11 protein-coding genes are annotated in these 14333 nt (G+C 66.1%); 8 read left to right on the plus strand and 3 right to left on the minus strand.

From position 1 onward, the window contains the following. The first annotated feature begins 246 nt into the window (after nucleotides 1–246). The 5 genes from AB4037_RS15955 to AB4037_RS15975 all read left to right on the plus strand — a co-directional run bounded on the left by AB4037_RS15955 (nucleotide 247) and on the right by AB4037_RS15975 (nucleotide 8883). The gene (locus AB4037_RS15955) at nucleotides 247–1464 is read left to right on the plus strand and encodes a nitrate/nitrite transporter (protein WP_434958947.1); all 1218 of its coding nucleotides are present in this window, start codon (nucleotides 247–249) and stop codon (nucleotides 1462–1464) included. 42 nt (nucleotides 1465–1506) lie between these two features. Then, nucleotides 1507–2742, plus strand: coding sequence for an NAD(P)/FAD-dependent oxidoreductase (locus AB4037_RS15960; protein ID WP_441772174.1), 1236 nt, complete (start codon nucleotides 1507–1509; stop codon nucleotides 2740–2742). Continuing rightward, nucleotides 2742–4490 (plus strand): NirA family protein, encoded by a 1749-nt coding sequence (locus tag AB4037_RS15965; protein ID WP_441772273.1) that lies wholly within the window; start codon nucleotides 2742–2744, stop codon nucleotides 4488–4490. Before AB4037_RS15960 ends, AB4037_RS15965 begins: the two co-directional genes overlap by 1 nt. Further along, the gene (locus AB4037_RS15970) at nucleotides 4487–6124 is read left to right on the plus strand and encodes a sulfite reductase subunit alpha (protein WP_441772175.1); all 1638 of its coding nucleotides are present in this window, start codon (nucleotides 4487–4489) and stop codon (nucleotides 6122–6124) included. Before AB4037_RS15965 ends, AB4037_RS15970 begins: the two co-directional genes overlap by 4 nt. A gap of 62 nt (nucleotides 6125–6186) precedes the next feature. Next, on the plus strand, nucleotides 6187–8883 hold the full coding sequence (locus AB4037_RS15975) for a nitrate reductase (protein ID WP_441772176.1): 2697 nt from the start codon (nucleotides 6187–6189) through the stop codon (nucleotides 8881–8883). A 7-nt stretch (nucleotides 8884–8890) separates the two neighbouring features. On the opposite strand, the gene AB4037_RS15980 is transcribed toward AB4037_RS15975, so the two are convergent. Beyond that, nucleotides 8891–10582, minus strand: coding sequence for a GMC family oxidoreductase (locus tag AB4037_RS15980; RefSeq protein WP_441772177.1), 1692 nt, complete (start codon nucleotides 10580–10582; stop codon nucleotides 8891–8893). Between the two features lie 232 nt (nucleotides 10583–10814). Further along, nucleotides 10815–11438, minus strand: a complete 624-nt coding sequence (locus AB4037_RS15985; RefSeq protein ID WP_441772178.1) for a tetratricopeptide repeat protein — start codon at nucleotides 11436–11438, stop codon at nucleotides 10815–10817. A 371-nt stretch (nucleotides 11439–11809) separates the two neighbouring features. Between AB4037_RS15985 and rplU the strand changes: the two genes are divergently transcribed. The 3 genes from rplU to AB4037_RS16000 all read left to right on the plus strand — a co-directional run bounded on the left by rplU (nucleotide 11810) and on the right by AB4037_RS16000 (nucleotide 13625). Next, nucleotides 11810–12469 carry a 50S ribosomal protein L21 gene (rplU, locus tag AB4037_RS15990; protein WP_434958941.1) on the plus strand — a complete coding sequence of 220 codons (660 nt, stop codon included), beginning with the start codon at nucleotides 11810–11812 and terminating at the stop codon, nucleotides 12467–12469. A 121-nt stretch (nucleotides 12470–12590) separates the two neighbouring features. Then, on the plus strand, nucleotides 12591–12860 hold the full coding sequence (gene rpmA / locus AB4037_RS15995) for a 50S ribosomal protein L27 (RefSeq protein WP_441772179.1): 270 nt from the start codon (nucleotides 12591–12593) through the stop codon (nucleotides 12858–12860). Nucleotides 12861–12989: 129 nt separating this feature from the next. Then, a complete protein-coding gene (locus tag AB4037_RS16000; protein ID WP_441772180.1) occupies nucleotides 12990–13625 on the plus strand; it encodes a GNAT family N-acetyltransferase in 636 nt (211 codons plus the stop codon). Here the strand turns inward: AB4037_RS16000 and AB4037_RS16005 are convergent. Next, nucleotides 13561–14238, minus strand: a complete 678-nt coding sequence (locus AB4037_RS16005; protein WP_441772181.1) for a FecR family protein — start codon at nucleotides 14236–14238, stop codon at nucleotides 13561–13563. The genes AB4037_RS16000 and AB4037_RS16005 overlap by 65 nt on opposite strands. Nucleotides 14239–14333 lie beyond the last annotated feature (95 nt).

The raw sequence follows: 14333 nt of genomic DNA on the forward strand, positions 1-14333 counted from the left end.
TATTTGATCTTGCCTAAAAAAGCAGCCTGCTTCTAAACTGCACACAGTGAGAGACAGGTCTCTTTCCGCAGCAGGGTCAATGACGGCCCGATAAGCGGCTTTCCTTGAAGATTTTGGGCCGAAAAGCCCGGCGCTCAGTGACGGGCGCAAAACGGCAACGCCGCCGAACCATCCCTGCCGCCCTTTGTCGGCGGGGATGGTTCGGCGGCTTTTTGTTTTGGCGACTTCAGCACGCGGAACACGACGATGCAGACGCGAGACTTCCTCAAGGCCGGGCATTGGCCCACCCTTTTCGCCGCCTTCTTCTATTTCGACATGAGCTTCATGGTCTGGGTGATCCTCGGCCCCCTCGCCGTGCAGATTGCCGGCGACCTTCACCTCGACGCTGCCCAGAAAGGGCTAATGGTGGCCCTGCCCGTGCTTGCCGGCGCCTTCCTGCGCGTGGTGAACGGCTTCCTGGTCGATTATCTCCGACCCAAGCTGACGGGTATCCTGGCGCAGATCGTGGTGATCGCCGGCCTCCTCGGCTTCTGGGCCGTGGGCATCGGCTCCTACAGCCAGTTGCTGTTGCTCGGCCTCATCCTGGGCATGGCCGGCGCATCCTTCGCGGTGGCGCTGCCGCTCGCCTCGCGCTGGTATCCCCCGCATTATCAGGGCGTCGCCTTGGGCATCGCGGGTGCCGGCAATTCCGGCACCGTGTTCGCCGCCTTGTTCGCGCCTTTGCTCGCCACCATGGTGGGCTGGACCAATGTCATCGGCCTTGCCGCCATTCCGCTGGCTGTCGCCCTTATCGTCTATCTCCTCTGCGCCAAGGACAGCCCGAACCAGCCGCCCGCCAAGTCGCTCGGCGAATATGCCAGGATCCTGCGCCAGCCTGACGCCTGGTGGTTCATGTTCTATTATGCCGTCACCTTCGGCGGCTTTTCGGGCCTCGCCTCCTCGCTCGGCTTCTATTTCAACACCCAATACGGGCTCGACGCCGTCACGGCGGGCTATTGCACGGCGGCCTGCGTGTTCGCCGGCTCACTGTTCCGTCCCATTGGCGGCGCCGTCGCCGATCGCTTCGGCGGCATCCGTGTCCTCAGCGTTCTCTATGCCGCAGCAGCCATTGCACTGATCCTGGCCAGTTTCGGCTTCGCCCAACTCTGGCTCGGCCTCGGCATCCTCGTCGTCGCCATGCTCGCCCTGGGCATGGGCAATGGCGCGGTGTTCCAGCTCGTGCCGCAGCGCTTCCAGGCCGAGATGGGCGTGATGACCGGGCTGGTCGGCATGACGGGCGGCGTGGGCGGCTTCTACCTCGCCTCGAGCCTTGGCCTCTCCAAGCAGTTCACCGGCACCTACCAGGCCGGCTTCCTGATCTTCGCCTTGCTGGCGGTGCTGGCCTTGGCCGCCCTCACCCGGGTCAAGCGCCGCTGGCGCACGACCTGGACCCTCGAGGACGGCACCGCCACCGCCAGAATCTGAAATGGCCGGAATCTGCAATGGTTTGGATCTGAGGATCGAGACATGACCGAGAAGCTCCTGATCATCGGCAACGGCATGGCCAGCGTCAGGCTGTGCGAGGAAATCGCTGCCCACGCGCCGGGACGGTTCGAGACCACCGTCGTCGGCGCCGAGCCGCGGCCGGGCTACAACCGCGTGCTGCTCTCGGCCCTGCTCGCCGGTGATATCGGCCGGGACGGCATCACGCTGCGGGACGAGTCCTGGTATGGCACACAGGGCATTCGTCTCGTCACCGGGCAGACCGTTACCGGCCTCGATCCGGCCGCCCGCACCGCCCATCTCGCCAATGGCGCCGCCCTGTCCTTCGACCGGGTCGTGCTGGCGACCGGCTCTTCCGCCATCCGCCTGCCCGTTCCCGGCATGACTTTGCCGGGCGTGACCACGTTCCGCGACCTCGCCGACCTGCCCGCCTTGCAGGAAGCCGCTCGCCTCAACCGGCGCATCGCCGTGATCGGCGGCGGGCTGCTGGGCATCGAGGCGGCCTATGGCCTGGCCAAGGGCGGCGCCAAGGTCACCCTGGTCCATGTCATGGAGCGCCTGATGGAACGCCAGCTCGACCGACGGACGGCGGCCTTCCTCAAGCGGGCGGTGGAGCACAAGGGCATCCGCATCCTGCTCAATGCCCAGACCCAGGAGGTCGCAGGCGAGGACAGGGCCGAGGCCCTCATCTTCGCCGACGGTTCCCGCCTGCCCGTCGACATGGTGGTGGTCGCCGTGGGCGTGCACCCCAATACTGGCCTCGCCAAGACTGCCGACCTGCCGGTTGGACGCGGCATCCAGGTGGATGACGGCCTTGCCACCGTGGTGCCCTTCATCCACGCCATCGGCGAATGCGCCGAACATCGCGGCCAGGTCTACGGCCTCGTCGAGCCGGCCTATGAGCAGGCACGCGTGCTGGCGCGTCGCTGGGGCGGCGACACCGGGGCAGCCTATGAAGGCACCGCTTTGTCGACCAACCTCAAAGTCTCCGGCATTCCGGTCTTCTCGGCCGGTGACTTCCTCGGCGAGGGTCATGACGACATCCTGCTGGAGGATCGTGGCGCCGGGCTATGCAAGCGCCTGGTCCTCAAGGATAACCGCCTCATCGGTGCCGCCATGGTCGGCGAGGCCGAGGACGCCGTCTGGTACAAGGATCTGATCCGACGGGGCAGCGACATCTCCGCCATTCGCGAGAGCCTGATCTTCGGCCGCGCCTTCTGCGAAACCACCCCTTCGCGGGTTCTGAGGGAGGCCGCATGATGGGCAGCGATTTCACCTCCGACCAGAAGCGCTATCTCGAAGGCTTCGTCTCGGGCATGCAGGCCGTCGGCAGTGCCAAGGCTGCGCCCGCTGCGACGGCACCGATCCCCATGGGCCCGGACGCCACGCACCTTCAGGCGCAGGATGCCGTGACCGCCGGTGGCGGCAAGCTCGTCGACCAGGAGAAATGGAAGCGGGCCGAACATCCCTTCGATGCCTATCCACGCCTGAAGGCGCAGGCCAGGGACGGCGCCTTTCCCAAGCCCGAAGACAATTTCCGCTGGCGCTATTTCGGCCTGTTCTATGTGGCGCCCGCGCAGTCGAGCTATATGGTCCGCCTGCGCATTCCCAACGGTATCCTCACTCATTGGCAGTTCGCCGGCATGGCCGATGTCGCCGAGCGCATGGGCGGGGGCTATGCCCATGTCACCACACGGGCCAATCTGCAGATCCGGGAGGTGATGCCGGACAATGCACCGCGCGTGGTCGAAGCCATCCAGGATCTCGGCCTGTGCTCGCGCGGCTCGGGAGCCGACAATATCCGCAACGTCACCGGTTCGGCCACCGCCGGCATCGATCCGCAGGAACTGGCCGACACCAGGCCGCTCGCCCGCGAATGGCACTATCACATCCTCAATGACCGCTCGCTCTATGGCCTGCCGCGCAAGTTCAACGTCGCCTTTGACGGCGGCGGGCGCATCGCCACGCTGGAGGAGACCAACGATATCGGCTTCCAGGCCGTGCGCATCGGCGGCGAGATCTGGTTCCGCCTCGTTCTCGGCGGCATCACCGGCCATCGCGACCTCGCCCGGCCGACCGGCGTGTTCTGCAAGGCCGAGGAATGCTGCGCCATCGCCGATGCCATCGTGCGAGTGTTCACCGACAAGGGCGACCGCACCAACCGCACCAAGTCGCGCATGAAATATGTCCTCGATGCCATCGGCTTCGAGGCCTATCTGGAGGCAGTGGAAGCCAAGCTCGGCCGCAAGCTCACCCGCCTGTCCGAGGACGGGGTCGAGCCCCGCCCCGCCTTCGACCGCCTGGCTCATATCGGCGTGCACCCCCAGAATCAGCCAGGCCTGAACTGGATCGGCGTCACCCTGGCCGTTGGCCGAATGGACGCCAGCCAGATGCGCGGCCTCGCCGCCATCGCCCGCGATTTCGGGGATGGCGACATCCGCCTCACTGTCTGGCAGAACCTGCTGATCTCCGGCGTTCCTAACGCGAAGGTGGCGGAGGCCAAGGCGGCGATCGAGGCGCTCGGCCTCGACTGGAAGGCGAGCTCCCTGCGCGCCGGCCTAGTGGCCTGCACCGGCGCCACCGGCTGCAAATTCGCCGCCGCCCATACCAAGGAGCACGCCCTGGAGATCGCCGACTATGTCGATGCGCGTTTGGCGCTCGACGTGCCGGTGAACGTCCACCTCACTGGCTGCCACCATTCCTGCGCCCAGCATTATATCGGCGACATCGGCCTGATCGGCGCCAAGGTGACGCTCAACGAGGAGGGTGACCAGGCCGAGGGCTATTCGATCGTGGTTGGCGGCGGCTATGGCGACCAGCCGCGGATCGGCCGCGAACTTTGGAAGGAGATCCGGGCCGAGGATTGCCCCGGCAAGGTCGAGGGTCTGCTGCGCCTCTATCTCGAGCACCGCGAGGGCCCCACGGAGAGCTTCCAGGCCTTCACCATCAGGCACGAGCCGGAAGCCTTGCGCGGCCTGGTCGACGGCAGGGAGCTTGCAGGCGCATGAACATGATCGCCGTCCCGCCCCAGCGTTCGCTCATTCCCGAAGGAGCGCCCTTCAGCCCGGAGCAAAGAGCCTGGCTCGACGGATTCTTTGGTGCTGTCCTCGCCGCCCAGAGCGGCATGGCACCTGCCGATCTGCCGCACCTCGACAAGGCTGGGCTCGATCAGGCCGCAGGCTCTGCCCTGGCCGACAATGACGAGGCGCCCTGGCACGATCCAAGCATGGGCATAGACGAGCGCCTCGCCTTGGCCAAGGACAGGCCGCTGGCACCGCGCCTGATGGCGGCGATGGCGCAGCAGGATTGCGGTCAATGCGGCTACAACTGCGCCGACTATGCCAATGCGCTCTTCCTGCGCAAGGAGGAGCGCCTCACCTTGTGTGCGCCGGGCGGCAAGGAGACTGCCCGCATGCTCAAGGCCCTGGCGCAGGAGATCGGGCAGGACGGCACCGCTTCGACCACAAGCCCTGACGCGAAGGCCGATGTCGATGCGACCGAGGCCGGCCAGCCCCCCGCCGCCGGCCTGCCCGGCCGCTCGCGCGACAATCCGGTTGCCGCACGCTTCCTCTCGCGGCGTCGGCTCAACGGCGAAAAATCCGCCAAGACCACCTGGCATGTCGAGTTCGACCTATCCGGCAGCGGGCTCGACTATATCGCAGGCGATAGTTTCGGCGTAATCCCGAAGAACAAGGCAGGCCTGGCCGACCAGATCATCGCCCTGCTCGGAGCCCGGCCCGAAGCCCTGATCGAGGGCAAGAGCCTGCGCGACAGGCTGATCGAGGATGTCTCGCTCGGCACGCCGCCCGACAGCCTGTTTCAGCTCCTGTCCTATCTCAGCACCGGCGACCTGCGCCGCAAGGCCCGGACGCTGGCCAATGGCGGGGATCCGGACGGAGACGCGGCATCTCTCGACGTGCTCGCCGTGCTCTACAAGTTCCAGGGCATCCGCCCCGGGGCCGAGGCCTTCCTCGAGGCCCTCGATCCCTTGCAGCCGCGGCTCTATTCGATTTCCTCCTCGCATAAGGCCAATCCGGGCCGGATCTCGCTCACCGTCGATACGGTGCGCTATCGCATCGGCGCGCGCGACAGGCTGGGCGTTGCCTCCACCTTTCTGGGCGAGCGCATCGCCGAGGGCGAGGAACTCAGGGTCTATGTACAGAAGGCCCACGGCTTTCGACTGCCCGAGAACGGCGAGACGCCGGTGATCATGGTCGGGCCGGGCACCGGGGTCGCTCCGTTCCGCGCCTTCCTGCAGGAACGCAAGGCCGAGGGCGCCAGCGGGCGCAACTGGCTGTTCTTCGGCCACCAGCATCGGGACCACGATTTCTTCTATGAGGAGGAATTCGCTGCCATGCGCGAGAGCGGCCTGCTCACGCGCCTCTCCCTCGCCTGGTCGCGCGATGCCGAGGGCAAGTTCTACGTGCAGGACCGCATGCGCGAGGTCGGTGCCGATCTCTGGCGCTGGCTGGTCGAGGGCGCGCATTTCTATGTCTGCGGCGACGCCAAGCGCATGGCGCGCGACGTCGAACGCGCCCTCGTCGACATCGTGGCGCAATGGGGCGCCCGCTCGACCGAGGAGGCGGCAAGTTTCATCAACGGCCTGAAGAAGGCCGGCCGCTACCAGGCCGATGTTTATTGAAGGGGTGGCGCGATGAAACAGGCGGAGCGCGCCTTCTTGTCCCGGCCCCGGAGACCCCGCCCATGAACGTCTCTATGCCCACCCCCGATCCCTCGATGATCGAACCCGTCCGGGCCCCCGTGCGCACCACCTGCGCCTATTGCGGGGTCGGCTGCGGGGTCGTCGCCACCGCCGACGGCAAGGGTGGTGCCGCCATCGCCGGAGATGTCGCCCATCCCGCCAACCAGGGCCGGCTCTGCGTCAAGGGTGCCGCACTCGGCGAGACGCTGGCCACCGGGCATCGCCTCGTCCATCCCACCATCCATGGCGTTCGCACCACCTGGAACCGCGCCCTCGATGCCGTCGCCAGGGGGTTCAGGGAAACCATCGAGCGCCATGGTCCCGAGACCGTGGCTCTTTATCTCTCGGGCCAATTGTTGACCGAAGACTATTACGTCGCCAACAAGTTGATGAAGGGCTTCATCGGCTCGGCCAATGTCGATACCAATTCGCGCCTGTGCATGGCCTCCACGGTCGCCGGCCATCGCCGCGCCTTCGGCGCCGACATCGTGCCGGGCTGCTATGAGGATCTCGACGAGGCCGATCTCGTCGTGCTGACCGGTTCCAACACAGCCTGGTGCCATCCCGTGCTCTGGCAGCGCATCGAACAGGCGAAGAAGAAGCACGGCACCCGCATCGTGGTCATCGACCCCCGGCGGACTGTCACAGCCGACAACGCCGATCTGCATCTTGCCGTCGCACCGGGCATGGACAGCGTGCTGTTCGCCCGCCTGCTGGTGGAGATCGCCGAGAGGGGCGCCATCGACGAAAATTATGTCATCCGCCACACAGACGGGATCGAAGCCGTCCTCGGCAACGCGCGCGAGATCGCCCCGAGCCGGACGCAAGCCGCCCTCCGTTGCGGCCTGACGGAGCAGGACCTCGCCACCTTCCTCGACTGGTGGATCGAGACGCCGCGCGTCGTCACCTGCTTCAGCCAGGGGGTCAACCAGTCGGCCCAGGGCACCGACAAGGTGAACGCTATCCTCAATGCCCATCTCGCAGCCGGCCGTATCGGCAGGCCCGGCTGCGGCCCTTTCTCGCTCACCGGCCAGCCCAATGCCATGGGCGGGCGCGAGGTTGGCGGCCTCGCCAACCAGCTTGCCGCCCATATGGGCTTTTCGCCGACCGAGGTGGATCGCGTCGGCCGCTTCTGGGGCGCCCCGCACATGGCCGAGAAGGAAGGCCGCAAGGCGGTCTCGATGTTCGAGGCGATCGAGCGCGGCGAGATCCGCGCGGTATGGGTGCTCTGCACCAATCCAGCCACCAGCCTGCCGCGCGCCAACGTCATGCGAACAGCCCTGCGCAAGCTCGATTTCCTCGCCGTCTCGGAGATCAGCGCCCATGTCGACGGCCTCACCGATGCCGCGACCGTGGTGCTGCCATCGGCTGCCTGGGGCGAGAAGAACGGCACCGTCACCAATTCGGAGCGGCGTATCTCGCGCCAACGCCCCTTCCTTGCGCCTCCCGGCGAGGCGCAGCCCGACTGGTGGCAGATCTGCGAAGTCGCCAAGAGACTCGGCCATGCCGAAGCCTTCGATTACACCTCGCCCGCGGCGATCTTCCGCGAACATGCCGCGCTGTCCGCCTTCGAGAATGACGGCACGCGTCTGTTCGATATCGGTGGCCTCGCCGAACTCACCGACGAAGCCTATGACGCCCTGGAGCCCGAGCAGTGGCCGCTGCCATCGGGCCGGGACACCGGCACGCCGCGCCTGTTCGCTGAAGGCGGCTTCGCGCATGCCGATGCCCGCGCCCGCCTCGTCCCACTGGCTCCGCCGGCGCTGTCGGCCGAGCCAAGCGTCGAGCATCCGCTCCTGCTCAATACCGGCCGGGTGCGCGACCACTGGCACACCATGACCCGCACCGGGCTCAGCCCGCGCCTGGCCCAGCATCGCAATGCCCCCTTCGTGGAAGTGCATCCCGCCGATGCCGAGCGTTTCGGCCTGCTAGACGGCGCCTTCGCCGTCGTGAGCACCGGCGAGGGCCAAGTCGAACTGCGGGTGGTGGTCACCGACAGCCAGCAACCCGGTTCGATCTTCGCGCCGATCCACTGGACCGACGCCAGCGCCGCCCGCGCCCGCGTCGGCTCCCTCGTGCATGCCCATACCGATCCCATCTCCGGCCAGCCCGATTCAAAGACGGTGCCGGCCGCAATCCGGCCCTGGGTGATGCAGGCGGAAGGCTTCATCGCCTCGCGCCACCGCCTGCCCATGCCGGCCTGGCTCAGCCATGCCCGCATGACCGTCGCTGATGGCGAGATCGTCCATTTCGCCAGCCCGCGCGCGCCGGGGCCTCTGCACGATCTTCTGTCGAACTGGCTCAATCTGTGGGCCAGCCCACTGCACCAGCGCAATCCCGCCGCCGATCTCTACCGCTCGGCCTCGATCGTGGATCACCGCCTCGAGATCCTGCTCTCGACCGGCCCACATCGGGATGAGGAGGGCGCAGCCTGGGCCACGGACCTGCTGGCCCGGGAGCGGATCGACGCCGCCACGCGCCGTTTCATCCTCGCGGGCCGCGCACCCAATCCGGGTATCCGCCCCAGCCGGCAGGTCTGCGCCTGTTTCGGCATCGACCAGGCCCGTATCGAGGCAGCCGCACGCAGCGGCGCCTGCAGCATCGAGGCAATCGGCACGGCCTTGAAGGCAGGCACGAATTGCGGTTCCTGCCGGCCGGAGATTGGCAAAATCCTGGAAGGCTGCCGTCAGCCGGCCTGAACGTGCCTCACTCGCCCTTGGCGATCCAGCGCGCTGCTTTTTCGGCGATCATCAGGGTCGGCGAGTTGGTGTTGCCACTGGTGATCGCCGGCATCACGCCGGCATCGACCACACGCAGGCCGTCGACGCCACGCACGCGCAGATGGCTGTCGACCACAGCCTCGGGATCCCCGTCCCATCCCATCCTGGTGGTGCCGACGGGATGGAAGATGGTGCTGGCGATATCGCCGGCCAGCCTTGCGAGTTCCTCGTCGGTCTGGAATTCGACGCCCGGCTTCCATTCGACCGGCTTGTAGGGGGCCAGCGCCGGCTGGCTCACGACATGGCGGACATGGCGCAGGCTGTCGGCGGCGACCTTGCGGTCCTCCTCCGTCGAGAGATAGCCAGGGGCGATAGCCGGCGCATCGCCCGCCCGGTTGGAGCGGATCCGGATGCTGCCGCGGCTGGTCGGATTGAGATTGCACACGCTCGCCGTGAAGGCTGGAAAATCGTGCAGGGGCTCGCCGAAGGCGTTCAGGCTGAGCGGCTGCACATGATATTGCAAATTGGCATGCGGCCGGCCGGGATCGGAACGGCTGAAGGCGCCGAGCTGGGAGGGCGCCATGCTCATCGGCCCGCTGCGGCGTAGCATATATTCGAGCCCGATGCCCATCTTGCCGGTCAGGCTGCTCGCCAGCGTGTTGAGCGTACGGGCACCCTCGATCTTGAACACGGCCCGGATTTGCAGATGGTCTTGCAGGTTCTCGCCCACGCCCGGCAAATCGTGCACGACCTCGACGCCATAGGATTTCAGCAGGCCGGCCGGGCCGATTCCGGATAGCTGCAGGATCTGCGGCGAGCCGACCGCGCCGGCCGAGAGGATGACCTCGCGCTTGGCCTGGATTTCGACGAGTTCGCCGCCACGCCGCAGGATCACGCCGGTACAGCGGCGGCGGCCGTCGTCACCAGTCCCGAAGGCGAGGCGCTCGACCTGAGCCTGAGTCCACACCGTGAGATTGGAACGCCCGCGCGCCGGTCGCAGGAAGGCCTTGGCGGTGTTCCAGCGCCAGCCGGCCTTCTGGTTGACCTCGAAATAGCCGACACCTTCATTGTCGCCGCTGTTGAAGTCCTCGGTGCGGGGCACACCGGCCTGCACCGCCGCCTCGGCGAAGGCATCGAGGATGTCCCAGCGCAGGCGCTGCTTTTCGATGCGCCACTCGCCACCATGGCCGTGCATGTCGGAAAAGCGGCTATTGTCGCCGGTGGCGGGATCGGCGCCGCCATCGAGGCGATGGTGATTCTCATGCGCCTTGAAGTCGGGCAGGCTGTTGGCCCAGTTCCAGGCCTCGTCCCCGGTCGCGGCGGCCCAGCCGTCATAGTCGCGCGCCTGGCCGCGCATATAGATCATGCCGTTGATGGAAGAGCAGCCACCCAGGGTCTTGCCGCGTGGATAGCGCAGCGCCCGCCCGTTCAGGCCGGGCTCGGCCTCGGTCTGATAGAGCCAATCGGTGCGCGGATTGCCGATACAATAAAGATAGCCGACCGGGATATGAATCCAGGGATAGTTGTCGGGCCGCCCAGCTTCCAGCAGCAGCACCTGCCGGCTGGGATTGCTGGAAAGCCGATTGGCCAGCAGGCACCCGGCCGTTCCCGCCCCCACCACAATGAAGTCGAACGGACCCGCCAGGGAGCCGGACTGGTCAGCCTTGCCGCGCGACATGCTTCCCCCTCGATATTCGCGCTACCAGTCATAACCGGGCTTGTTGCCGCTCTTCAAACGGAAATGAGCGGAGCTGACATGATGCCGCGACTGGGATCGGAGTGAAGCCCCGCCGGCTACCGCGACGAAAACCGGCAGGGCCACACCCGTACAAACCCCTTTGAGGGGAAAGGGGTTTGCGCACTTTGCGTGTCGATCGGATCCGGAGCTATCTCCGGCGGAACAGCACCGGTCAGACGCCTTTCTCGATCGCCTCGTTCAGGTCCTGATATTCCTCGCAGCCGGTGCCGCAGAGTGTCTTGATGGTATCGAGCTGCTGCTTGGCCAGATCGAGTCGACCCTTGATCACATAGGCCTCGCCCAGATATTCGCGGACCTGCGCATATTGGGGATCGGCCGCCACCGATTTGAGATAATAGCCGATGCCTTCGTCGGTCCGGCCGAGCTTGCGCGTGGCATAACCTCTGTAGTTGAGGGCCTTGGCGGTGTTGGGATCCTCAAGCAGGTCCAGCACCTGCAGCGATTCGTCGTAGCGGTCGGCCTTGGCCAGCACCCAGGCATAATTGGCCAGGTCATCATCGGGCAGCGCCTCGGACTTCAGCTTGAGGCAGGCCTTCTTGCGGACACTCCACACCTGCCCCCGCGGGCAGGTGGTCATGTCGGTGATCGGCTTGCCATTGGTTGCGCCGCCGCTTCCCCCGCCGGCTCCCCCACCGCCGCTACTACCCCCTCCGCCCCCACTGCTGCCGCCGCCTCCCCCGCCCCCGGCGGCGAGGGCCACACCCGCGACCAGCAGAAAGGCGGTCGAAAGGGCGGTGACCGCGAGGCGGCGAGTCGAAGCTTGGACTAAGGACATGATGTCTCTCCCTTGTGCATGGATGCCGGGAAAACACCTGGACTGGGATATTATTCGCTGCCGTGCAGCCTTCGGGAGAACCGGCGGCAAGCCTGGCATTCTTCTGCTTTCCGCACGCCGTCCCTCCTTGACGATTTGGTCGTCACTTTCCTTGACTCTGCGCCTCACGCCTGTATAAGCCACGCCAGCGCGCGGCCTTTGGGCCGCGTGCCTTTTTTCGTGGCCACCTATTCCGCAAGACCAGGTGGCAGATATCAACGACTGGAAAAGCCGGCCGCTGCGGGGACTTTGCTCAGGCAAGGACCCGATCCGTCGAGTTTCCCTTTGCGGAAGCCAGACGGGCGAAAGCCGGGTCCGAACGAGGAAAAAACATGTTCGCGGTCATCAAGACGGGCGGTAAGCAATACCGCGTCAATCAGAATGACGTTCTCCGGGTCGAGAAGCTCGACGCCAAGGTTGGAGAAGTCATCGTATTCCCCGAAATCCTGGCCGTTGGCGGCGACGCCGGCCTGACTTTCGGTACCCCCACGGTTGCCGGTGCTTCGGTTGCCGCCGAGGTTGTCGAGCATGATCGTGATGACAAGGTCATCGCTTTCAAGAAGCGCCGCCGGCAGAATTCGAAGCGCAAGCGCGGTCATCGCCAGCATCAGACCGTGGTGCGGATCTCCGAGATCCTCACCGGCGGTGCCAAGCCTTCCAAGGCTGCGGCCAAGCCCGCCAAGGCTGCCAAGGAAGAGGCTCCGGTCACTGCCGCCGCCGTTCCGACCGGTGGCCTCGACGCCTCCAACCTCTCGCTGATCTCGGGCATCGGCCCGACCATCGAGAAGAAGCTGCGCGCCGCTGGCATCAACAGCTGGAACGACATTGCCGCCTGGACCGATGCCGACATCGCCAAGTGGGATGAAGAGCTCTCGCTACGCGGCCGCGCCGCCCGCGAAGAGTGGGTCATTCAGGCCAAGGAACTCCTGGACGGCAAGCCGCCGCGCGCCAAGGTCGACCAGGCCGAGCAGGCTTCCGGCAAGGACCTCTAAGCCGGTTTCAGAGCGTTGGGGTCGACAACCGCCCGGCTTTCGGGCATTGTCGCCCCTGATTGATGGTTTTCACCGCCGTGTCACAGCACCGGCGTAGATAGAATTTCGAGGAGTTATCGCCATGGCTCACAAAAAAGCAGGCGGTTCGTCGCGCAACGGTCGTGATTCGGCCGGTCGTCGCTTGGGTGTGAAGAAGTTCGGTTCGGAAGCCGTCGTTGCTGGCAACATCATCGTGCGCCAGCGCGGCACGAAATGGCATCCGGGCGTCAATGTCGGCATGGGCAAGGACCATACGCTTTTTGCTCTTATCGACGGCCGAGTCGACTTCCGCACCCGAGCCAACGGCCGAATTTACGTCAACGTCTCCACGACCAAAGTAGCAGCAGAATAATCCCGGCGGGACCTCAGCTCCGCCGGCTCCACTGGACCGGCGGACCTGAAATGACCCTATTTGGGACTCCAGGTTGACGCAGGGGCGGTGGAGAAATCCTTCCGCCCTTTTTCTTGCCAGGAGCCCATCATGTCCCCCTTCAAATCTCTCCCGGCCGTTTCCATTCCCTCGATCGAGATCGAGACCCTGCGTCTCGTGCTGCGCAAGCCGCATCTGGGCGACGTGCCCCGCATGGCACGCCTCGCCAATGATTCGGCCGTGGCATTGATGACCGGGCGCCTGCCCTTCCCCTATGGCGAAAGCGACGCTGCGGATTTCGTGCGTTATCAGGACGAGGCTCGCATCGCGGGCAAGGAACTCGCCTTCGCCATCGAGTGCCGGGAGACCGGCGCCTTCCTCGGCTGCATCGGTCTGCGCTTTCCCAAGCGCGAGATCGCGGAGATCGGCTACTGGCTGGGCCAGCCTCATTGGGGCCAGGGCCTTGCCACGGAGGCGGCGCGCGCCCTGATCGATCATGGCTTTTCGACCCTGCCGCTTACCTCGATCACCGGCGAATGCCGGGTGATCAATGAGGCGTCGCGCCGGGTGATGGAAAAGTGCGGGCTGCGCTATGTCAATTCGGGCCTGCAGCATGCGCCGGCCCGTGGCGGCGCTCTGCCGATCGATCGCTTCAGCTTGGTTCGCCCCGATTGGGTAAGCTTCAAGGCTTGGGTGCCGGCCGTGGTCCGCGAGGCACAGCCGCCGCTGGCGGAGCTGACTCCATAGAGGCCTCGGCAATCACGGAGGCTTCCGCCTGGGCGATGCGCAGCGTACTCCAGCTGCCTGGCTCGGATGGCGCCTGCCTCACATTGACGAGGTTCGTGCCCAGACCGTTGGTGAGGGTCACCTGGCCGCCCTTGGTGGCGACGGTGACCACGCCATGCTCGACGAAGACACCGAAGACGCCATCGCTGGGGCCGGCGAAAAATTTGGTACCGCGAGCGGCGATCAGGCCGAACGGGGTCGTGACGTTGAGCGGCCCCGACGGTTGATTGTCGGGCCGGTCGAACAGCATGGCACCGCGCTCCAGCACCAGTTCGCCGCCCCGGTCCACCAGGAACTTGTCGATGCGCACCCGCGTGCGCTCGCCCAGGGACAGCCGGGTGGCATCCCCGAGCCGGGCCCCCAGCCGGGCTCCTTCCCCGGTTGCCAGCATGTCATCGATGAAAACCGGCTCGCCGACCTGCAGGGCGCGTTTCTCGCCCCGCAGCTGCCCGGTGGTCTGCCCTGTGGCCGTCAGCACCGTGCCGACCTCGACGATCTGCATCGCCGAGGCCAAACCCGGCCGCAATCCGGCGAGGGCGAGACCGGCGAGCACGGAACGGCGGTGAATCAGCATGACGACGCTTCCTTGTCCCTATCCGTCCACCATCGGAGCCGGATCAGCCTCGAAACAGAATCCTTGTCTCATGCCATAAGCCAAGGATTCTGTCT

It is taken from the genome of Labrys sp. KB_33_2, assembly GCF_052114505.1.
Classification (GTDB): Bacteria; Pseudomonadota; Alphaproteobacteria; order Rhizobiales; family Labraceae; genus Labrys.